This is a genomic window from Shewanella sp. NKUCC01_JLK, assembly GCF_019345615.1.
GTDB lineage: Bacteria > Pseudomonadota > Gammaproteobacteria > Enterobacterales > Shewanellaceae > Shewanella > Shewanella oncorhynchi.
In genome coordinates this window covers 26,224-48,351 of record NZ_JAHKRD010000004.1, presented here as the reverse complement: position 1 = coordinate 48,351, position 22,128 = coordinate 26,224, and the positions used below count along the sequence as shown (strand labels likewise).

Here is a 22,128-nt window from a genome sequence, read left to right as displayed (position 1 = left end):
AACTCATTCATTTATATGATAATAAATTTTATTAACACCTAACCCAGAAGCAACGTTGATTGTACCTGTATAATCCCCATTTTCATTTTTCTCACCTTTACCAACTCCAATAATATAGATATAGGGATCTTTACCGGATTCAGGTGCAGGAATAACAATCTGCGGTGTATCCGGTACACGTTCACCCAGTTCATAATATAATTGAGAAAAGGATCTCGTTCCTTTGTGCAAATCGAACGGATATAACTTGCCAGAACCAGACACTAAACAAACGTTATCGGCAACCGAGTCAGCAGGGGGAGAATAAGAAGTGAAATAAACTTTGCCTTGGACAATCAAGGCAGCTGTTAAACTCTTTTCACCTAGACCACTAAAATCATAGAACCAGCCGAGTTTTTTACCGAAACTTATGTTGTCGGCTTCAGACGCAGGTGCAGTAGAAGTCACATCATAGAGATCATTGATTGTGATCGCCTCGGGAACATCACCGCCAGTAAAACTCTTAGTCACCACATTACGATCTTGCAATGTAAAAAACATATCATTGATATCAGTAGATGATGGGTGGGGTCGCGTTCCACTTCCAATCACCACCGCATCATAGGGAACATTTTGATAAGTTTTAGTCGTAGTAGTACCACTCTCTGTTGCCACCTTAACTTCGGATAAATTAGTAAACATCGTTTGTGCTACAACAGGTTCTGCATAAAAACGACGATTATTACTATCAGTACCACCTAAAGAAGCAAATTTAAATGCACTCCAACTCGACTTACTTGCACTTGGAAGATCAATGCGCCAGACATTTGCACCGACATCGGAGGCATAAATCCTATCTGTATACCCATCATTATTACTATCAAGTACGGCGACTGAGTTTGGAATGCTATCCTGAATACCCGAAAGTACTGTTGCACCCGATGCAGAGCCACCAAATGAATGAATCAAAGTTCCCTTCTCTGCATCGACAATATAGACCGCACGACCTACCGGAGAAGATGAAGGAGTTGCATCAAAACTAACATCGTAGCCACCACCAAAAATGAGTACAGGCTTTTCATAACCAACGATTTTCGTCACTATAGGCTCAGACCATGTTTGTCCAAGATCAGAAAAACCATCTGTTGATGGATTAATAGTCCACATTAGAGAAGGGCTATCAGGGTTTGTCACATTGAGGGCATAATAAGACGAGCCACCCCGACGCATCCCCATATAAACCCATGCTTTAATCACTTTACCCTCAGCATCAGTTTCAGTGTAAGCAACTGGAGAAGAATCCATTCCGTATACAGTGTGTACACCTGAAGGATCATTACTTCTCAGTTCTGTTAAATTAGGCAATAACTCATAGGGAATAAAGCCCCAAGTCTCTGATACAGATTCGCCCGCATCTTTAAACATATGCACAACACCTTGATTAGTGCCAAGCATGATACGAATATCAGTCGCGTTTTTTGTGCCGAAATTGAGTGCAAGTGGCTTAGAATGAAGAGGATCACCCATAACATCATTACGTTTATCTGTCGTACTACCATCTTTATTATCGTCGTCGACATCTATCCCATTAAGCCAATTTAACGTATTAGCAAGCTCATCTACGCTAGTTCTCATATAGCTAGCTAGCGCAGCATCACCGCCTGCTGCAGTTTGTGCATTAGCAAGTGTTAAGGGCGTTAAACTGGAGGACCCATTTAAGTTACTTACAATACTCCTAACTTCTTGCTTTCTGATTTGTGCCGCGACTCCGCCGACTTCAACTTTATTCCCATCCTTTTGCGCAACACAATCCGACCATATAGTACAGGCACCATCTTTAATATTACCGTTATCTGCTATAGCTGCATTCCCTTTACTATCAACCAATGTTCCATCTGCGGTTACTTTTAATTTTTTTAAATTACCGCTCCAACGAGGTCCTTTGCCTGGGAGAAACATAGCGTAATAAGCGGCATCAAATGTCTGAGTCCTATCAAAATTATTACTAGCAATACTTGGAGATGTAAAACTTGAATCAATATTCAAAATATTTGATAACGCATCATTAAGTGCATTCTGTAGTTCAAGACTGTTTTGAGCAGCAAAATATAAACCACCACCTCTTTTAGCCGTCTCAGCAAGTAAAGGTGCGGCATCTTCTGCACCTTTACTAAAACCAATAGTATAAGTACGAACATTCTGCATTTGTTCAGTATTTGAACTGTCCAACTTGTTAATTAAGTCGTTATTAAACATATAACTAGCTAATGCGGGCAAATAGCTTGCTGTATCTAGATTTTTAGAAAATGAAGAGTAATCCCCTTCTTTACTTCCTGTGGCAGTTAAACTAATAACGTCATTATTCGCATTTTTATCAACTGTTGGAGAACCATCAGTGACATAGATAACATAAGCAATATCCGTACATACTTTAAATGGACTTGCGTAGTTACCACTCTTCTCCACTAAGCTGTCATACGGTGGTTTATTTCCAACATAAGAGCCATAATCTGTATCACTATGACCATATTTAACGCCCTTACCGGCAAAATAACGGTAAGCTTCATACATAGTCTCACATAGTGGTGTATTTGTTTTTGCCAGCAAATTATCAATAGTAGTTAATAAACTCGCACGCGTACTATCCGTCATCTGAGTAATGCCAGATACAATTCGACCACCGTCTCGATTACCTTCATTTGGATAATTATAATTAAATACAGCAAGTCCAAAATCCACTGTTGGAGTTGAACTAATAATATTAGAAATCGCTTTCTTCGCAATTTCTAGTCTTGAAACTTTTACCGTTGGTAATTTTCCCGCTTTAGATAATCCGTACCATCTTAGGTAATTATCAGTGTACAAGGTAATAGGTTGTCCAACACCAAAGTCAGTATTATTGGCTGCGGCTAAAGCATTGGTCCAAGTTGTTCCTGGTAGTGAAGAAGTAAAATATGGATATGCTTTCTTTTTACTACCTGATCCCGTTGTTACCCCATTAGCAGGAAATCCATTAGGATATGATGATGAATTACTCGGATTTATTTGAGAAATATCTTCCCAACAATCAATTACTTTTATTGCAGTACCATTTGTTTCAGGTAGTTCTTTCCAAACGCCAGTAGTACCACTTGATGTGAACTCTCTTATATACCCAGTAAAACGACCAAACTCTGCTAATGCAGCTTTGCTTTGACTACATCCATTTAAACTAGCTTTAAAATTACGCTTATCAGAGCTAGTATCAGGGGTGGGTAATCCCCCACCGCCAACAGCATAATAAATAAGAGTATCACTATACCCAGAACCACTTACGGCTGGGTAGTCATAGTTAGGGTCATAATCTACAACCTGAGTAATTTCTTCAGTTGACATACTTCCTGAGTTATCAAATATAACGAGCACTTTAGGTCTTGCGCCCGTTCGAGTTGTTGATTCTTTTACATATAACTCAGTATCGTCACCAAAGGAGAAAGCCGACACAAAAGTCAGCGCAAGTAGTATAGAACAAGCCAGCTTTTTAATAATCATATCTAACTCCCAGTTAAAACTTCTTGCTCCACACCTGCGACAACAGTGAGTTGGCCCAGTTTATCTCTACCAAATTCTGCTGTACTACTAATCTCAACACGCCGACAGCTAATTAAATTACCACTATTTGGCCTTGTACTTCGCTGGCATCCAACATCTTTTGCACTAATGACAACATTACCTGCAGCATCAACTTCATAAGGAATTGGCGTTAACGTTTGGTTAGAACCAAATTCAACCACTGATGAAATCTCAGATAGTTTGGCTAAGCTAGCACCTTTATTGGCTTCGATTGCCGCCTCTAAGCCACCATCAGCAACAGACTTAGCCTCTATACGTTCTGATCCTGCTCCAGACATACGCATAGATTGGGTCGAATTAACAGCCAAAGCGACACCAATAATAGTCATAAGCAACAATATGATAAGTGCAAAAAATAATACAATTCCTTTTTGCTTTTTCATCTTACCAACCTTCTAATTTCTAATTAACACTGGATTAGCAAGCACCATAGTCGTCGAAACTATCTTGCGTCGATAATGATCATTCAAATTTTTAATTTCCTTATCGCCCAGAGTGTAAGTAGTTTCATTGGTGTAACTTTTATCTTCATCAATAGCGCGAACCAACAAGAAAACCCTTAAGGCAACAAGTCTTTGAAATAATTCGTTGTCCCACATTAATGTGGTTACATTTTCTGCTGGCATAAAACTATCGGCGGTATCATCTCCATTACTATCAAAACCATAAAGAATACGCATATTCTCAATGCCTTCAACTAACTGCTCTTCGTTATTCATGCCATTATTCTTGGTTAATGTTTTTCGGCGTAGAACAGGTACAGAACCATCATTTTTAATAAAATAAATATGATGCTGATATTCCCAAAAACGAGCATTTTCGAGTACTGGATTGGGAGGATTACCGCCTTTAAACATCACAGCTTCACTCGAAGTTGCAGCCATATAAAAACGCTCGCCATTAGGATTAGTCACTGGTGGGCCAACTAATCTTTTAATTTGAATGACATCCGTATTCTGATTCACACCTGATAAGCAACTTAATGTATCCCCACTCTCGCCCTCTTCATATCCCCATAGACGCCTAAAGTGTGCAGGTTCTGCATTAGGTAAAGTACCGTTATTTACGCCTGCACCAATACAATCATTTGCAACACCATCCCTCAAGGTCATATTGGTTCCAAGTACAAAATCAGTTCCCGTTATGTCCCCCATAAAACCTAACTGACTAATATCTCTTTCCATGAGCGACAAAGCAATTCGTCCATTTTCTTGCAATTGGTTAAACTGGCTCGTTGTGATCACATTGGAAGAAGACATACTAAACATGCCAAAAAGCCCAAGAGTGAGAAATAAGCCAATGACCATAGAGACCATTAGCTCAACCAGCGACATCCCTTTCTCACAATTTTTTAAATTATCCATACATAGTTAACCTAAATAATCATTGTCGAAAGAATAAAAAGCCGCCTACGCGTACCAATATCTTCTCCACATTCACTCCCAGAATAACTTGTACCCGCGCCCTCTCGGATCCCTCTCCACGCAATTGCGACCGTTACAGTTGAACCATCTACATTAATGCATGCTGTTGGAGAGTCTAACCCACCAACATTCTGGCTATCCATAACTTCAGCAGCCCCCATAAAACTCTGTTCCCACTGGTAAAGATCCCAAGCTTCAGTCTCTTCTGGAGTACATATACTCACTGCGCCAACAGCAACGTCACAAACATTGCCTGGTTTATTATGAGAGCCAGTATACTCACCAGCGTAATTACCCAGCTGCGCTCTATTCAGCTTCATTCGATTAATTATGTCGTTTGCATAATAGGAGGCTTGAGTTTGCTGAAAGGATTCAAAGCTGCCACGCTTTGCAACAATATGCAGATTAAAAATGCCAATTAAGCCAATGACTAAGATCACTAACGCAACAAGCACTTCAATTAATGAGAAGCCCCGTTGAAATTCCCTTTGTGCCAACCTTTCGATTTTAGTCATATTTTTGACAAGCTTTTCAGCTATTTACCTTTAAAAATCTTAGTATTACGATAAAAATTACCAACAGTTAATAATAGATGAGTAAAATGTAAGTAGCCAGTAACATTAGCACATAAGCATTGACATCATTATGCTTTGAATGAATTTGAGACAATAAAAAAGAGGCTTATAGCCTCTTTTTTATTGACGATTAAACAGTACACAGATTTAACGTAATTCGGCTGGCACAGCAAAAACAGTGTCTTCTTTACGCCCTTCAACTTCAGTCACAACACTAGGGGCAAGCTTAGCGATTGCTTGAACAACTTGTTGGACTAAGACCTCGGGGGCTGAAGCTCCTGCGGTGACGGCTACACGTGTAACATTATCAAACCAACTAGACTCAACGTCATCTGCAGTATCCACTAGATAAGACTGGGTTCCTGTTTTCAATGCTAGCTCGCGTAAACGATTAGAGTTAGAGCTGTTCTTTGAGCCAACAACAATCAACAAATCAACGTCTGCAGATAAATTGCGTACCGCATCTTGACGATTCTGCGTTGCATAACAAATATCGTCTTTTCGCGGACCTTCTATAGAGGGAAACCTTTTCTGTAACGCAACAATAATGTCCAAAGTATCATCTACAGACAAAGTAGTTTGTGTCACGAAGCAGAGATTATTGGGATCGCGAACTTCCAAGGCTTCAACATCTGCAGGCGATTCAATCAGATAAACGCCACCATTAGGATTATCGTATTGCCCCATAGTACCCTCGACTTCAGGGTGCCCTTCATGGCCAATCAGGATGCACTCAATACCTTTGCGGCTGGCACGTGTCACCTGAAGATGTACTTTAGTCACTAAAGGACACGTTGCATCAAAGACTCTCAGCCCTCTCGCCTTTGCTTCTTGTCTCACCGCTTGAGATACACCATGGGCACTGAAAATAACAATGTTGTTATCAGGCACTTGATCTAACTCTTCGACAAAAACCGCACCGCGATCCTTCAGATTCTGCACGACATAGCGGTTATGCACGACTTCATGGCGAACATAGATAGGCGGCGAAAATAATTCCAACGCCCGTTCAACAATACTGATAGCACGATCAACACCCGCACAAAAACCGCGCGGGTTAGCGAGCATAATATTTAAACTTGGGCTAGTAGGATCGAGTTTCATCTTAAAATACCTTTACTACGTCCAGTTCAAAAGTGATCTTGTGTCCTGCCAGAGGATGATTAAGATCGACGGTGATGGAATCACCCGCAACATCACGGACAATACCAGGGATCTCACTACCACCAGGGCCAGCAAAACTCACAATCACGCCAGCCTCTAAACTCATGTCAGCCGGAAAACGGCTTCGATCTAGATAATGGATAGCATCAGGATTGGATTCGCCAAAGGCATCAATCGCTTCAAGCGTGAAACTGTGCTTATCACCTTCAGCAAGCGTCACCAGCTGCGCCTCAAATGCAGGACTTAAAGTACCATCACCCACATTTAATCGAGCCGGTTTACCCGAGGCTTTAGTGCTATCGGCAGTCGAGCCATCAGCAAGCACAATGTTCATGTGGCATAATAATGAACGTGTCACAGTCACTTTTTAACCCCTTCAGCGCTATCAGCTTCAGACTTTCCGCTGACAAATGCATCCCAAATAATCAGCACTGCACCGACGCAAATGGCAGCGTCGGCAATATTGAATGCTGGATAATGGCTCTTATTCCAGAAGAAATCGATAAAATCAACCACGAAACCATGCATCAATCGATCGACTAAATTACCTAAAGCACCACCAATCACTAAGGTGTAAGCTAGATTCAGTTTCCACAAAGAAGACGATTGCTTACGCAACCACACAGTCAATAACGTACTGAATCCAATCGCAACAATCGTAAACAGCCAGCGCTGCCAACCTCCAGCTTCACTTAAAAAACTAAAAGCTGCACCATAGTTACGTACATAAGTGAAATTAAAGAAGGGCAATAATTTCACTGATTCATACAAATCAAAATTGGCTAAGACCCATTGCTTAGATAGCTGATCGGCTAAAAACACCAATACAGCTACCCAATACCAACGTAAGCCACTGTCTTTCCAAGTTAATGGCATACAGATCCTTTACGCAAACTGACGAACTTCGCCGTCACCTTCAATATTGGTTACGCAGCGAGTACAAAGTGTTGGGTGAGCCTCAATAGTGCCAACCTCTTCTCTGTGGTGCCAACAACGCTCACACTTCTCGGCAGTGCTTGAAGCAACCACTAATTTCAGTGATGCCAACTCAGTCTCAACCGCTTCCAATGTCGCATCGGCTAAAGGCAATACTTTGGCTTCAGAGGTCAACAACACAAATCTCAGCTCATCGCCGATATGGGTTAATTGCTCAGTCAAGGTAGCATCCGCAAACAAGGTCACTTCAGCTTCTAATGAGCCACCGATACGTTTGTCGCGGCGAGCTTGTTCAATCACTTTGTTGACTTCATTACGCACGGTTAGCAACTGCTGCCAATAGTCATCGCTCAAATCAGTCGCTAAGGTGACTGATTTCAAGCCTTGATACCATTCTTGGGTAAAGACATAAGCATCACGCTCGCCAGGCAGTAATTGCCATACTTCGTCAGCAGTGAAGCTTAGAATTGGCGCAATCCAACGCACCATGGCCTCAGAGATCAGATACAGCGCCGATTGACAACTACGGCGTGCATGGCCTTCTTGCTTAGCCGTATATTGGCGATCTTTAATGATGTCCAGATAGAAACTGCCTAACTCAACCGAGCAGAACTGCATCAGTTTTTGAGTCACTATATGGAAGTTATATTGATCATAGGCTTCGATGATTTCCTGTTGTAGCGCAGCGGCACGGCGAACAACCCAACGATCTAACGCCACCATATCTTCAACGGCCACTAAATCCTTAGCGGGCTCGAAACCGTTTAAGTTGGCTAATAAGAAACGCGCAGTGTTACGAATACGACGATAGGCATCGGCACTGCGATTTAAGATTTCGTCTGAAACCGTCATCTCACCGCTGTAATCAGTTGCCGCAACCCATAAACGCAGAATATCGGCGCCTAATTTGTTGGTTACCGTTTGTGGTGCAATGACGTTACCAATAGATTTTGACATCTTACGGCCTTTACCATCGACGGTAAAACCGTGGGTAAGCACTTGCTTATACGGTGCTTTGCCATTCATTGCGGTTGAAATCATCAAAGATGACATAAACCAACCGCGATGTTGATCGCTGCCTTCAAGATACAAGTCAACACCGTGTCCGTGGAATTCAGGACGCGCCGCTACTACTGATGAGAAGGTTGAGCCAGAGTCATACCAAACGTCCAAAGTATCAGTGACTTTACGGTATTGTTCCGCTTCATCACCCAGCAATTCTGCGGCATCAAGATCCCACCAAGCTTGAATACCCTGCTGTTCGATACGATTCGCCACGCGTTCCATTAACGACACGCTATCAGGGTGCAACTCTTCGGTTTCTCGGTTCACAAACAGCGTGATAGGCACACCCCAAGTACGTTGGCGTGAGATACACCAGTCAGGGCGGTTTTCAACCATTTTTTCGATACGACTTTGGCCCCAATCAGGGATCCATTGGGTTTGTTCGATTTCTTTCAATGCTTGCGTGCGTAGACCGTGGTTATCCATAGAGATGAACCACTGCGGTGTCGCGCGAAATATAATTGGTGTTTTGTGGCGCCAGCAATGTGGGTAGCTGTGACGGTAAGCCACGTGATTCAGCAAGGCACCTTTTTCTCTCAGCAAAGCTACGACGTTATCGTTAGCTTTAAAAACATGTTGCCCAGCAAAATACTCGGTATCAGGCTTGTATACACCGTTGTCGCCAACAGGGTTTGCGACTTCTAAACCGTACTTTTGACCAACAACAAAGTCGTCTTGACCATGACCAGGTGCAGTATGAACGATACCGGTACCCGCATCAGTAGTGACGTGATCGCCTAAAATTGCAGGCACATCAAAATCCAAGAACGGGTGATTAAAGCGGACAAGCTCAAGCGCGGCGCCTTTGGTTGTACCAAGCACAGTATGGCTTTCGATGTTATAGCGAGTCAGGCAAGATTCAACCAAGACTTCAGCTAAAATAAGCGCTTGCGTCACACCGTCTTTTTCGAATTCGACTAAGCTGTAATCCAGCTCAGGACTCAAAGACAAGGCGCGGTTCGCTGGTAGCGTCCATGGCGTGGTCGTCCAAATCACCATAGAAACAGGATGTGAGTAATCGCTTACCCCAAACTTAGCCGCAACAGCTTTGCTATCGGCAGCCACAAACGCCACATCAATAGCAGGTGATGTTTTGTCTTCGTATTCCACTTCAGCTTCAGCTAGGGCAGAACCGCAATCAGTACACCAATGCACTGGCTTAACGCCTTTATGTAAGTGACCACTCTCAATCACTTTCGATAAAGAACGAACGATATTAGCTTCCGTTGAAAAATCCATCGTTAAGTACGGATTTTGCCAATCACCCAACACACCTAAACGGATAAAGTCTTCACGTTGACCGTTAACTTGCTCTGCAGCGTATTTACGGCATTCTTCACGGAATTCTGCCGCAGAGATTTTTTGACCAGGCTTACCCACTTTTTGCTCAACTTTCAGCTCAATAGGCAAACCATGACAATCCCAACCTGGTACATAAGGTGCGTCAAAACCAGACATAGTTTTTGACTTAACAATAATGTCCTTGAGGATTTTATTAACTGAGTGACCAATATGAATACTGCCATTCGCATACGGTGGGCCGTCATGCAAAATGAAGGGAGTACGGCCAATTCGGCTATCACGGATCTGTTGATACAAACCGTCTTTTGTCCAGCGCTCTAACATCTCTGGCTCGCGATTTGCCAAATTACCACGCATCGGAAACTCTGTTTCCGGCAAATTCAAAGTAAATTTATAGTCGCTCATTGATCCTATACCGTTAATTAAACTGATAAATTTCAGCCTGCATCATTACCAAATAAAGCTCTGGCTTCATTTGCATCATTTAAAATCTGTTTTTTTAGCGCATCCAATGAGTCAAAAGGTTGCTCATCTCGGAGTTTAGCCACCAACTCGACTTCAACATGTTTGCCGTAAATGTCACCTTCAAAATCAAAAAGATGCACCTCAAGCTGACACACTTGACCGTTCACTGTCGGGCGAAACCCAATATTGGCTACGCCCTCATAAATATCGCTGTTATCCCAATAACATTTAACCGCAAACACACCGCGTACCGGCACAACATTGCGCTTTAAGGCGATATTAGCGGTGGGGAAACCAATTGTGCGGCCAATTTTTTGCCCATGCGCTACACGACCACTCAAGGTAAAAGGATGTCCTAATAGGCGTCTCGCCTGTTCAAGATTGCCCTTCGCCAATTGTTCACGCACAGCAGTCGAGCTCACTCTTTGCGAGCCCAGCATGAAACTTTGAGTGCTGACCACGGTAAAGCCATATTGGATACCCGCCTGCACTAGCATTTCAAAATTGCCTTTACGGCCTTGGCCAAAACAAAAATCATCACCGACGACGAGGTATTTGACACCCAGTTTGCGGACCAACAATTCTTCAATAAAATGCTCTGCAGGTTGATTAGCAAAAGTGCGATTAAAGTTAACACACACTAACCGCTCAACCCCGAGTTCATCGAGTAAAATGACTTTATCACGTAATAAACTTAAACGAGACGGCGCGTTGTCGCCGCTAAACAATTCTTGCGGCTGAGGTTCAAACGTCATTAATGTCGATGGCAGCGATAACTGCTTCGCCTTCTGCACTAAGTTCGCAATCACTTGTGCATGACCACGATGGACGCCGTCAAAATTACCTATAGTCAATACACACCCGTGGTGGGATGACAAAATGTTATGTATACCGCGGATTAATTCCATAACGTTAGACAACTGCCAAGCGCAAATCGGCTGATTATATAACAGCTAGCGATGAGAATCAGCAATCAAGCTCCCCGTTTAATTGACCAAGGACGAATTCCGAGCAAAAGCAGACACAATAAGTAACTGACTGCCCCAACTAAAATTAAGCCTATCAAGGCTTTCGCACGATCGAACAAATGCCAATCTAACCAAATTTGTTGTGAAGGCAAAAAGTAATACAAGACTACCACCATCAAGGCTGTAGAGACCACGGCTTTAGCAAAAAACACCATAGTCGGCCTAGAAACACGATAAACGCCAGCTAAATGCAAGCCTCGGTATAGTAATGTGGCGTTAAGCAATGCTGACATCGAAGTCGCAATCGCCAGTCCAACATACCCAAAAGGAATAGCAAACAGCAAGTTAAAGCCCATGTTTGTGATCATGGCAATAATGCCATAACGCACAGGTGTTTTGGTATCTTGACGAGAGTAATAGCCAGGAGCAAGCACCTTAATCAGCATAAAGCTAAGCAAACCACTGCCATAAGCCATCAAACTATAGGAAGCCATTTCAACATCATGCAATGAAAAAGCACCGCGCATAAATAATACCATCAGCATGGGCTTTGCGAGCACGATCAACCCCATCATAGCCGGTAGACCTAGCAGTAGAATCGCCTTAATCCCCCAATCCATCGTCTTGCCAAAGCCCGCACCTTCGTCATTCACATGGTTTCGTGACAACGCAGGTAAAATCACAGTAGCAATCGCGATCCCAAACAATCCTAAGGGAAATTCGAGTAAACGGTCGGCATAATAGAGCCAACTTATTGAACCCGTCATCAAAAAACTGGCGATAAATGTATCAAATAGCAGGTTAATCTGTGAGACAGACACGCCAAACAATGCAGGGATCATCAAAGTTCTGATTTTCACCACACCCGGGTGATGCCAGCCCCAAGAAGGCTTGACGAGCGCATTTTCACGCAACAAAAAGGGAATTTGAAATAGGAACTGAATCAAACCACCACAAAAAACGCCCCAAGCCAAGGTAACCTCAGGCTGGGTCGATGTAGGCGCATAGAAAATAGCCGCCGCAATAATTGCCACATTGAGAAATACGGGTGTAAAAGCCGATACCGCAAAACGGCCTCGGGTATTTAAAATTGAGCCCGCTAATGCCGTAAATGTGATAAACCACAGATAAGGAAAAGTAATTTTAAGCACAACGGTAGCGAGTTCAAATTTAGCACCATCTGGCTCGTTGTTAAGCCAAGCGATAAACCAACCACCACCGAATAAAGCTGACAACACAGGTGATGCAACCACCCCCAAAAGGGTCACTATTGTCACTAGTAAACCTAATGTGCCCGCAACTTTACTCAATAAATCACGAGTCTCTTCTGCGGTATGTTTCTCTTGGTACTCAGTTAAAACAGGTACAAACGCCTGTGCAAAAGCCCCTTCAGCAAACAAACGGCGTAAAAAATTAGGAATTTTATTTGCAAAGAAAAACACATCAGCACTTGTCCCTGCGCCCATCAAATTAGCAACCACCACATCCCTAACTAGACCTAAAACTCGGGATATCAATGTCATAGCACTAACAATCAGGCCAGATTTTAATAATTTTCTACTCAAACGTCCCCCAGACCCATATCGAATTGATTAGGTGATACATCTCAAAAAATCGATTCAGGCTCTGTCACACTGCGGTAATAGCTGCTAGAATTGCGCCACATATTACACGAGTTGGGTCGAAGATAGCCAAGGCAGGTTGGATTAATTTATCTTTATGATGAATATTCAATCATAGTCATTGACAAAGTGACTAAATGCAGGCATATTCCTCGGCCTTTAAAAGTATCAAATCCAGTTTTTAGGAGTTGCACCTTGGCTAATAGCAAGTCTGCAAAGAAGCGCGCGCTTCAATCTGAAAAGCGTCGTCAGCATAACGCCAGCCGTCGCTCAATGTTACGTACATACGTTAAAAAAGTAATCGCTGCAATTAAAGCAGGCGATCACAAAACAGCAACAGAAGCTTTTGCTGTTGCACAACCAATCGTTGACCGTATGGCGACTAAAGGTCTTATTCACAAGAATAAAGCCGCTCGTCAAAAGGCACGTTTGAACGCTAAGATCAAAGCAATCGCTGCTTAATCTATAACATAGCAAATGAAAAAAACCGGCAATTGCCGGTTTTTTTATATCTGAAAAACACTATTAATGACAATAAATGTTGTTCAATAAGTGAATCATCTCCCGTACTTCATCACTCTTGAGTGAATAAAATACCGTTTGCGCTTCTTTGCGTGTGGTTACTAAATTATCTTTGCGTAACCAAGCAAGGTGTTGTGATAGTGCCGATTGACTTAAGCCTAATTTTTTATTCATTTCGCCAACGCACATTTCTCCTTCATTCAATAAATAACAAAGAATAAATAAACGGCGTTCGTTCGCGAGTGCCTTTAATAGCACTACGGCATGATCGGCTCGCTCCTGCATTAATTCAATATTCATTACGCACTTTCTCTCCTAAAACTAACCCCTGCGCTAATATAGCGTCGCCTTACGGATATAGTCGGGACATAAAGCACACTTTTTGCTAGATTGTTTTTAAAAATGGGACATGCTTAATAAAAATAAAGGAAATCTAATGAAGCCCTATCAAACTACACTTCTCTCGAGTCTTTTAATCGGGGGGTTAAGTGCGTGCCAAACTCAAGTAGAAACCGCCCCTAGTGAAGTCATTCAATTACAACAGGCAGCATTATCTTCGCAATTAAGCTATGACTTAGTCGAATCACTCACGGTTGAAGTGGGTCCAAGACTTGCAGGTAGCCCAAAGGATATCCTCGCCGTTAACTGGGCGATAAATAAACTGACCAGCCTAGGTTTTGACCGTGTTTATAAAGAAGCCGTACAAGTGCCAATTTGGGAGCGCGGTGAAGCCAAAGCCAAAATCACCGTCCCTGTAGAACAGCCGTTGGTCATTACTGCGCTTGGTGGCAGTATTGCGACTCCTGCTGGAGGTATACAAGCTAAAATCGCACGCTTTGATAGCCTAGAGGCATTACAACAAGCCAAGCCTGAAGAGGTGCAAGGTAAGATTGTTTTTATTGACCAAAAAACAGAGCGCCATATCACTGGTGAAGGTTATGGTAAAAGCGTTGGTGGCCGCTCGAAAGGGGCAGTCGCTGCAGCACAAAAAGGCGCAGTTGCTATCGTGATCCGCTCTATTGGCACAGATCATGACCGCATGGCCCATACTGGCATCATGCGCTACCAAGATGGCGTGCCTAAGATCCCCGCGGCTGCCATGTCAAATCCCGATGCTGATTTGGTTGGTGCATTGCTAAAACGCGATCCTAATGCCCTGCTCGAATTGCATATGTCGTCAAAAAACTTAGGTTTTAATACTTCCTACAATGTCATTGCCGAAGTAACGGGCAGTAGTAAGCCCAATGAAATAGTGCTCATTGGTGCTCATTTAGATTCCTGGGATGAAGGTACTGGCGCGATTGATGATGGCGCTGGAGTCGCCATTGTGACTGCTGCAGCCAAGCAGATTCAAGATCTCCCCATAAAACCCGCTCGCACTGTTAGAGTCGTGCTATATGCCGCTGAAGAAGTTGGGCTCGTTGGTGGTAAAGCGTATGCAGAGGCTCATAAAGCGGAATTACCGCTGCACTACATAGCTGCAGAGTCTGATTTTGGGGCCGGTAGAATTTATCAAATCGATACTAAAGTGAATGAGAACATATTCACCGAAGTGCAGCAGGCGCTCAGCCCTATGTCATTCAATGGCGTTGCACTGGGCAATAACCAAGCTTCTGGCGGGCCAGACGTATCTATGCTCCCCGCCTTAGGTGTTCCAGTTGCATCTTTGAGGCAAGATGGCCACGATTATTTCGATTACCATCACACACCGAATGATACCTTAGATAAAATCGACCCTGCCGCATTGGCTCAAAACGTCGCCGCCTACGCACAATTTGCTTATATCATGGCAAATTCAACGGTGACATTAACGCCTTTAGCCACCCAATCTGAAAAATAGGCCATCAATGATATAGAGAACAGCATTAGCTGTTCTCTATCAATTAACATCTTATCGATATTTCGCTATTGCTCTTCACGTAAAAACGTTGGATTTGTTGGGGAACTCTGCTCTTCACTATAATAATAACCAGCAACATTAAATGCTTTTAATTCATCTAAAGTGTTAATTTGATGCGTAATGAGATATCTCGCCATCATGCCTCTAGCACGCTTAGCAAAAAAACTGATCACTTTATATTGACCATTTTTACAATCTTTAAATATGGGTGAAATTAATTGCCCTTGAAGTTTTTTAGGCTTTATTGCTTTGAAATATTCATTAGATGCAAGATTGACAATAATATCACTACTCGTTTCAGCGAGCGTTTCATTTACAGCTTGTGTTAATGTCTCTCCCCAAAACTCATATAGGTTTTTACCTTTAGGATTAGAAAGCGCCGTGCCCATTTCTAAACGATAAGGCATAATTAAATCCAGCGGTCTGAGCAAACCGTAAAGTCCAGATAAAATACGTAGCTGTGACTGAGTTCGAGCAATTTCATCTTCAGACAATGTATCAGCATCAAAGCCAGTATACACATCGCCTCTAAAAGCAAAAATGGCCTGTTTTGCATTATCTAAACTAAAATCTGGCCGCCACTCCCCAAAACGTGCCGCATTTAAACCCGCAATCTTATCGCTCACCTTCATTAAAGTGGCGATGTCTGTAGGGGTCAATTGCCGACACACTTGGATCAACTCCTGACTATAAGTTAAAAAATCAGGTTGTGAATACACCTGCGTCAGTGGCGGCAGTTCAAAATCTAAGGTCTTCGCCGGCGAAACCAATATCAACATCAAAAACTCCCAACAGAAACAAAAATACATACCTATGATACTGAACGAGCATAAAAAAACCACGCTTTAACAGCGTGGTCTTTTCGATTACAACAATCAGTAATGCCTATTGTCGATACGCTAGGCTAATTAAAGCTTTTTAGCCGGCACAAGACTGGTATCTTGCCAAATATCATCATCAAGCTGATCCATCAACTCAGGAAATTTACTACGATCGAATTCTGGAGTCTTACCCGCGTTGATCTGTTCGCGATAATCATTGATAACCCGAATTGCCAGACCCGATAATAGTAATAGAGCAACAATGTTTACCGTCGCCATCAACCCCATCGAAACGTCAGCCAAGTTCCACACTAAACTTATCTTAGCGACGGCACCAAACATGACCATGCCAAGCACGCACAAACGGAATAAAGGCAGTGCTTTGGTACTATTTCCCATTAAGTACATCACATTTGTTTCAGCGTATGAGTAATTGGCTATGATGGATGTAAAGCAGAATAAGAAAATAGCCACCGCAATAAATGCGCCACCCCAGTCGCCAACATGTGCAGACATGGCATTAATGGTTAATCGAATCCCATCATCACTCGAGCCAATATCCCCTGATAGCAGGATTATCGCAGCCGTTGCAGTACAGATAACGATAGTATCCGCAAACACACCCATCATCTGCACAAAACCTTGGGATGCTGGATGATTAGGGTTAGGCGATGCACTTGCCGCGACATTCGCCGCACTGCCCATGCCCGCTTCGTTCGAGAAAAGTCCGCGAGCAATACCCGCTTGCATTGCCTGCGCGACAGTATAAGCCACGCCGCCAGCGGCAGCCTCTTGCCAACCAAAAGCACTTTTCACAATTAAGCTAATAATCGCAGGTAATTGTTCGAGGTTGAAAATAACGATAATGAAGGCTACAAGAATGTAGGCTAAGGCCATAATGGGGACAAGAAATTCAGATACTCGCGCGACTTTACGTAGACCACCGACAATCACAAATCCACTGGCAATCACTAGCCCAATCCCTACATAGGTTGGATTAAAACCAAATACTCGCTCCATGGCACCGGTAATAGTGTTAGCTTGTACTGCATTGAATACTAAACCAAAAGCAATGATCAAAAAGACAGCAAATAAAATGCCCATCCATTTCTGACCCAATCCTTTTTCCATATAGTAGGAAGGACCACCGCGGAACTGGCCATTATGATCTCGGACTTTATAAACCTGCGCTAAGGTTGATTCAACCATAGCAGTCGCCATACCTAAAATAGCGATAAGCCACATCCAAAATACCGCACCTGGACCCGCTGCACCAATAGCAACAGCAACACCGGCCATATTACCAGCACCGACGCGGGCTGCCATACTTGTACAAAAGACTTGAAATGAAGAAAGACCGCTATCGCAACCTTGCCGACTCATGGTCATAACTTTGATGGAATGTTTAAAGTGGGTTAACTGAATAAAGGCAAGTCTAATGGTGAAATAGAGACCAGCTCCTACTAGTCCATATACTAACAACTTACCCCAAAGTAGCGCATTCAAAAAATTAACTATGGTTTCTAACATATTATTTTACTTCTTCCCGTAGCAAATGCTCCTCTAATTGCAATTAAAGGTACAACATCTGTGGTGAATGAATCCTTCCAAGTTAAAGGTAAGAATTTCGGTAGATTTATTTTTTCAAATTATCCTTCCGTGAATTTACAACATCACGGCTACCGAATTCAACGCAGCAAAATAGCACAGTATTCGAAATTGCTCATGTGATCAAGCTCGCGTTTGCACAGTTAAACGTCATTGACATCACGTCTTACAACACTAGCTAAGCTACTGTTAAAGCTAGATTAACAAAAGGTCTAAGTTGCGCTATTATTTTTAACAGCAAAAACAACTTTTAAAATTTGGATGTAGGGCACATTTTTGTAATAAAACTACAAATATAGTAACCCCATAGAAACTTCAATCATCTCTTGTTTGTTTTAGTGAGGCTTAACATGACACAAATACATGAAATCAATGCTCTGAAAAAGTACGTCAGAGCGACAAACTTTCTTGCGACCTCGCAAATTTACCTCAAACAAAACGTCTTACATAAACGTCCACTTGCCCATACTGATATCAAGCCACGTTTACTTGGCCATTGGGGTACCTGCCCAGGTATTAACTTTGTCTATGCCAACATTAACCGCTTGATAGTGAAGCATAACCGCTCTTTTATCTATTTAGTCGGTCCAGGCCATGGTTTTCCCGCTGTACAAGCAAACTTATTCATTGAAGGCTCTTTAAGTCATTTCTACCCAGAAACTATTCCCTACAATGAAACTGGCATCGAAGATATTTGTAAGAAGTTTTCTGCCGCTTATGGTTATCCTTCACATGCAAACCCTGAAGCACCAGGACAAATTCTTGAAGGTGGCGAATTAGGCTACTCACTCTCAGTAGGCTGGGGGGCAGTATTAGATAATCCAGATCTGATCGCAACCGTCTTAATTGGTGACGGCGAAGCAGAAACGGGACCATTAGCCGCATCTTGGTATGCAAACCGCTTAGTTTCACCAGCGACCAGCGGTGCAGTATTGCCAATTGTGCATATTAACGGCTATAAGATTTCCGGTCCTACCCGCATGGGACGTATGAGCCATGAAGAACTGGATCTTGAATTCCGTGGTCTTGGCTATTTCCCCATCATAGTTGATAACGAATTAGAAGAAGATATCTATGTGCAGATGACAAATGCCATGGATACCGCTTATACCATGATCAATGACATTCAACGTCGAGCACGTAGTGGCGAAGATGTAGTTAAACCAAAATGGCCAGTCATTTTAATGCGTACAGCCAAAGGTTGGACTGGTGTCAGTGAATATAAAGGTAAGAAATTAGAAGGCAACTGCGAATCGCATCAAGTAATCGTCAATAAATGTGCTACTGATAAGGGCCATTTAGATGCACTGGATAATTGGCTTGCCAGTTACGACTTCCAAGAACTCTATCAAATGAATGAAAAAGGCGAACTGATTTTTGATGCCGACATTTGTTCATTAATCCCACCCAAGCAACTTGCCTGTGGCCGTCAACATTTAACCTATGGTGGAGAAGTTGTTAGAGCATTAACCAATCCAGATCTTGAAAAACTCAGCTATGGCCCAGAAGTACCGCGTGGTCAACGTGGCTATTCAATGTTAAAAATGGGCGAATGGATGCGTGATGCATTCAAGTTAAACCGCGACCAACGTAATCTACGTATCTTTAGCCCTGACGAAACCTATTCAAATCAACTACAAGCTGTATTTGAAGAAACCGATCGTGCATGGCAGTGGCCAATTGAGAGTTGGGATGAAGATATGTCCCGTGAAGGTCGAGTCATTGAACTGCTTTCTGAAAACTTACTTTTTGGCATGCTACATGGTTACACAGTAACAGGCCGCCACGGCATGCTACCCACCTACGAAGCATTCTCACAAGTTATCTCATCGATGGCCGATCAGTACTGTAAATATGTCTACGCCAGCCAAGGCGTACATTTCCGTAAGCCACTGCCAGCCTGTAATGTCGTATTATCTTCATTACTTGAGCGCCAAGATCATAATGGCTATTCACATCAAAACCCATCTTTCCTTGGGGCTATGCTGGAGAAACATCCAAAAATAATCTCGGCTTACTTACCCGCAGATGCCAACAGCACATTGGTTTATACAGAGCGAGCCTTCGCAGACCGTGACAAACTCAATATTCTGGTTGCAGGTAAAAAAGAGTTACCACAATGGCTAAGCTTGGAAGAAGCGCGTAAACAAACAAAAGACGGCGTAATGGTGTGGGATTTTGCCTCAGATGAGAATCCCGATATTGTGCTGGCAGGTTGTGGTGATTATGTCACTCAAGAATGTATGGCTTCTCTAGTATTAATCAGAGAACTCCTTCCAAGAGTGAAAATCCGCTTCGTTAGTGTCACTGAATTAAGCAGTGATGGCTTAGGTAGCCGTAAATTTAAAGAAAAACCTTGGTTAATGGACGAAATCTTTACTCAAGATAAAGGCGTGGTATTCAACTACCATGGTTACCCAAATACAATCAAAAAGTTAATTTTTGATTACAAAGGCAGCCGTCGCTTCAGAATTAAAGGCTACGAAGAAGAAGGTTCAACAACAACGCCATTTGATATGGGTGTTCGTAACGGTACATCTCGCTATCACCTTGTAATTGATATGGCTTACAAGCTGTTCCAACAGGGCGTTATTGATGAAACTATGCACGTCTCTATTACCACTGATATGCTGCAAAGATTAGTTGACCACCGCAACTATATTAAAGCGAATGGTGTAGACCCAGTAGAAATCGAAAATTGGGTATGGACACGCTAATAGAAACATCTAATTAACATTAGATTGTAATTTAAAGGCATTCTTCGGAGTGCCTTTTTTGCATTAAAAATACCAGTTACAGAATGATAACCCTTAAAAGGTTGATCTTAATACTGGAAAAAGTTAACAAACCAAGTGATAATTAACCGCTGGCTAAAATATCAAAGGATCCCCACACTAAGTGCTAGCAATGTTTTGCACAAAACCAGCAAAGCATATTGGTGGAGAATCATAATCAATGGACGTAAATAAAATGATGAAGAACACATTAAAAGTAGTATTACTGACATCTCTGCTTCCACTCGCAGCCAGCGCATCTCAGGAACTTACACCTTGGTATGTTGGTGCCGGTTTAGGCGTTAATAACTATGAGCACGTTGCCACTCAGAACGGTGAAGACAGTCCATACGCTTGGGATGTTTTCGCAGGCTACATGTTCAACGATTACTTCGGTGCTGAAATCGGCTTCCGTGATTTAGGTAATGCAGATTGGAACGCAGCGGGTATTAGCAATGATGCAAGCGTAAAAGGTTCTACACTTGGTCTAGTTGGTATTTGGCCACTAGCTAACCGCTGGAGCCTATCAGCTGAAGCTGGTGCAATGTACTATTCACTCGAAAACAGCCAAAACAATGGTGTAACGTCGAGCAAATACAGTACAAATGATTTTGCTCCATATTTAGGTGCTGGTGTTGGTTATAACTTCACTGACAACTTAAAATTACAAGCTAAATATCGTCGTTATGAAAACTTAAATGATGATTACAATATTGTTGAAGCTGATAGCAACTACTGGGGTCTAGAACTGAGCTACCGTTTCGGAACTCCAGTTGCAGCAGCTCCAGTTGCCGCAGCAGTCGTTGCAGCAGCACCGGTTGATTCTGACAACGATGGCGTTTACGACGACAAAGATCAATGTCCAGCAACACCAGCAACTCACAAAGTTGACTCTGTTGGCTGTACTATCTATGAAAACGTGAAGAACAAAGAAGACGTAGGTTCAATCCAGTTTGCTAACGATTCTGCTGTAGTTAAAAATGTTTACTACAAAGACATCGAAAGATTAGCTAACTATTTGAACAAAAACCCAGCTTTCACTGTTGAAATCGCAGGTCACGCCTCAAATGTAGGTAAACCAGAATACAACATGGAATTGTCTGACAAACGTGCTGACGCCGTTGCCAAGATTCTTGTAGAGAAATATGGTATCAGCGGAAGCCGCGTAACTTCTAACGGTTACGGTGTTACTCAGCCATTGGTTGCTGGTGATTCAAAAGAAGCTCACGCTGCGAACCGTCGCATCGAAGCTATCGTGACTACCACAACAAAACAACCTGTTCTGAAGTAATAGTACTTACTGAAGTAAAAAAGTCGCTGCTTGCAGCGACTTTTTGTTTTTGTGGGGTATACACTAGGACAAGCGACGCCCTCTACTGCAGCCAAGATGA

At 42.7% G+C, this 22,128-nt stretch carries 17 protein-coding genes; 4 read left to right on the top strand and 13 right to left on the bottom strand.

Going from position 1 to position 22,128, the window contains the following annotated elements:
• Positions 1-3: 3 nt before the first annotated feature.
• The 10 genes from KO537_RS05715 to murJ form a co-directional block, all read right to left on the bottom strand.
• Positions 4-3,510: a PilC/PilY family type IV pilus protein gene (locus tag KO537_RS05715; RefSeq protein ID WP_219234045.1), complete on the bottom strand. Its 3,507-nt coding sequence runs from the start codon at positions 3,508-3,510 to the stop codon at positions 4-6.
• Between the two features lie 2 nt (positions 3,511-3,512).
• Positions 3,513-3,974: a PilX N-terminal domain-containing pilus assembly protein gene (locus tag KO537_RS05710; protein WP_105249936.1), complete on the bottom strand. Its 462-nt coding sequence runs from the start codon at positions 3,972-3,974 to the stop codon at positions 3,513-3,515.
• Positions 3,975-3,986: 12 nt separating this feature from the next.
• A complete protein-coding gene (locus tag KO537_RS05705) occupies positions 3,987-4,955 on the bottom strand; it encodes a PilW family protein (RefSeq protein ID WP_028760918.1) in 969 nt (322 codons plus the stop codon).
• 11 nt (positions 4,956-4,966) lie between these two features.
• Complete coding sequence (gene pilV, locus KO537_RS05700; protein WP_219234091.1) at positions 4,967-5,554, bottom strand: type IV pilus modification protein PilV; 588 nt, start codon at positions 5,552-5,554, stop codon at positions 4,967-4,969.
• Positions 5,555-5,737: 183 nt separating this feature from the next.
• Complete coding sequence (gene ispH / locus KO537_RS05695) at positions 5,738-6,694, bottom strand: 4-hydroxy-3-methylbut-2-enyl diphosphate reductase (RefSeq protein ID WP_028760920.1); 957 nt, start codon at positions 6,692-6,694, stop codon at positions 5,738-5,740.
• 1 nt (position 6,695) lies between these two features.
• Positions 6,696-7,118 (bottom strand): FKBP-type peptidyl-prolyl cis-trans isomerase, encoded by a 423-nt coding sequence (fkpB, locus tag KO537_RS05690; RefSeq protein ID WP_028760921.1) that lies wholly within the window; start codon positions 7,116-7,118, stop codon positions 6,696-6,698.
• Positions 7,115-7,630 (bottom strand): signal peptidase II, encoded by a 516-nt coding sequence (lspA, locus tag KO537_RS05685; RefSeq protein ID WP_173246249.1) that lies wholly within the window; start codon positions 7,628-7,630, stop codon positions 7,115-7,117. Before lspA ends, fkpB begins: the two co-directional genes overlap by 4 nt.
• A gap of 9 nt (positions 7,631-7,639) precedes the next feature.
• Positions 7,640-10,462 (bottom strand): isoleucine--tRNA ligase, encoded by a 2,823-nt coding sequence (gene ileS, locus KO537_RS05680; RefSeq protein WP_173246252.1) that lies wholly within the window; start codon positions 10,460-10,462, stop codon positions 7,640-7,642.
• 32 nt (positions 10,463-10,494) lie between these two features.
• Positions 10,495-11,430: a bifunctional riboflavin kinase/FAD synthetase gene (gene ribF / locus KO537_RS05675; protein ID WP_173246254.1), complete on the bottom strand. Its 936-nt coding sequence runs from the start codon at positions 11,428-11,430 to the stop codon at positions 10,495-10,497.
• A gap of 65 nt (positions 11,431-11,495) precedes the next feature.
• Positions 11,496-13,055, bottom strand: coding sequence for a murein biosynthesis integral membrane protein MurJ (gene murJ, locus KO537_RS05670; RefSeq protein ID WP_113941315.1), 1,560 nt, complete (start codon positions 13,053-13,055; stop codon positions 11,496-11,498).
• Positions 13,056-13,307: 252 nt separating this feature from the next.
• On the opposite strand from murJ, the gene rpsT reads away from it, so the two are divergent.
• Positions 13,308-13,574 carry a 30S ribosomal protein S20 gene (gene rpsT, locus KO537_RS05665; protein WP_011790375.1) on the top strand — a complete coding sequence of 89 codons (267 nt, stop codon included), beginning with the start codon at positions 13,308-13,310 and terminating at the stop codon, positions 13,572-13,574.
• A gap of 63 nt (positions 13,575-13,637) precedes the next feature.
• Here the strand turns inward: rpsT and KO537_RS05660 are convergent, their stop codons facing one another.
• Positions 13,638-13,934, bottom strand: coding sequence for a metalloregulator ArsR/SmtB family transcription factor (locus tag KO537_RS05660; protein ID WP_006084975.1), 297 nt, complete (start codon positions 13,932-13,934; stop codon positions 13,638-13,640).
• Between the two features lie 136 nt (positions 13,935-14,070).
• Between KO537_RS05660 and KO537_RS05655 the strand changes: the two genes are divergently transcribed.
• Positions 14,071-15,474 carry a M28 family metallopeptidase gene (locus tag KO537_RS05655; RefSeq protein ID WP_173246257.1) on the top strand — a complete coding sequence of 468 codons (1,404 nt, stop codon included), beginning with the start codon at positions 14,071-14,073 and terminating at the stop codon, positions 15,472-15,474.
• 65 nt (positions 15,475-15,539) lie between these two features.
• On the opposite strand, the gene yaaA is transcribed toward KO537_RS05655, so the two are convergent.
• The gene (gene yaaA, locus KO537_RS05650) at positions 15,540-16,313 is read right to left on the bottom strand and encodes a peroxide stress protein YaaA (protein ID WP_105249943.1); all 774 of its coding nucleotides are present in this window, start codon (positions 16,311-16,313) and stop codon (positions 15,540-15,542) included.
• Between the two features lie 129 nt (positions 16,314-16,442).
• Positions 16,443-17,885: an alanine/glycine:cation symporter family protein gene (locus KO537_RS05645; RefSeq protein ID WP_113941318.1), complete on the bottom strand. Its 1,443-nt coding sequence runs from the start codon at positions 17,883-17,885 to the stop codon at positions 16,443-16,445.
• Positions 17,886-18,313: 428 nt separating this feature from the next.
• On the opposite strand from KO537_RS05645, the gene KO537_RS05640 reads away from it, so the two are divergent.
• Together KO537_RS05640 and KO537_RS05635 are read left to right on the top strand one after the other, a co-directional pair.
• Complete coding sequence (locus KO537_RS05640; protein ID WP_105249944.1) at positions 18,314-20,680, top strand: phosphoketolase family protein; 2,367 nt, start codon at positions 18,314-18,316, stop codon at positions 20,678-20,680.
• A 238-nt stretch (positions 20,681-20,918) separates the two neighbouring features.
• Entirely contained in the window at positions 20,919-22,028 is a 1,110-nt protein-coding gene (locus tag KO537_RS05635) for an OmpA family protein (protein ID WP_028760930.1), read from the top strand.
• Positions 22,029-22,128: the final 100 nt, after the last annotated feature.

Bases quoted from the DNA above. Each gene is read 5' to 3' on its own strand.
- KO537_RS05715 (WP_219234045.1), bottom strand. From the start codon at position 3,510: ATGATTATTAAAAAGCTGGCTTGTTCTATACTACTTGCGCTGACTTTT.
- KO537_RS05710 (WP_105249936.1), bottom strand. From the start codon at position 3,974: ATGAAAAAGCAAAAAGGAATTGTATTATTTTTTGCACTTATCATATTG.
- KO537_RS05705 (WP_028760918.1), bottom strand. From the start codon at position 4,955: ATGGATAATTTAAAAAATTGTGAGAAAGGGATGTCGCTGGTTGAGCTA.
- ispH (WP_028760920.1), bottom strand. From the start codon at position 6,694: ATGAAACTCGATCCTACTAGCCCAAGTTTAAATATTATGCTCGCTAAC.
- lspA (WP_173246249.1), bottom strand. From the start codon at position 7,630: ATGCCATTAACTTGGAAAGACAGTGGCTTACGTTGGTATTGGGTAGCT.
- ileS (WP_173246252.1), bottom strand. From the start codon at position 10,462: ATGAGCGACTATAAATTTACTTTGAATTTGCCGGAAACAGAGTTTCCG.
- ribF (WP_173246254.1), bottom strand. From the start codon at position 11,430: ATGGAATTAATCCGCGGTATACATAACATTTTGTCATCCCACCACGGG.
- KO537_RS05660 (WP_006084975.1), bottom strand. From the start codon at position 13,934: ATGAATATTGAATTAATGCAGGAGCGAGCCGATCATGCCGTAGTGCTA.
- KO537_RS05655 (WP_173246257.1), top strand. From the start codon at position 14,071: ATGAAGCCCTATCAAACTACACTTCTCTCGAGTCTTTTAATCGGGGGG.
- yaaA (WP_105249943.1), bottom strand. From the start codon at position 16,313: ATGTTGATATTGGTTTCGCCGGCGAAGACCTTAGATTTTGAACTGCCG.
- KO537_RS05645 (WP_113941318.1), bottom strand. From the start codon at position 17,885: ATGTTAGAAACCATAGTTAATTTTTTGAATGCGCTACTTTGGGGTAAG.
- KO537_RS05640 (WP_105249944.1), top strand. From the start codon at position 18,314: ATGACACAAATACATGAAATCAATGCTCTGAAAAAGTACGTCAGAGCG.
- KO537_RS05635 (WP_028760930.1), top strand. From the start codon at position 20,919: ATGGACGTAAATAAAATGATGAAGAACACATTAAAAGTAGTATTACTG.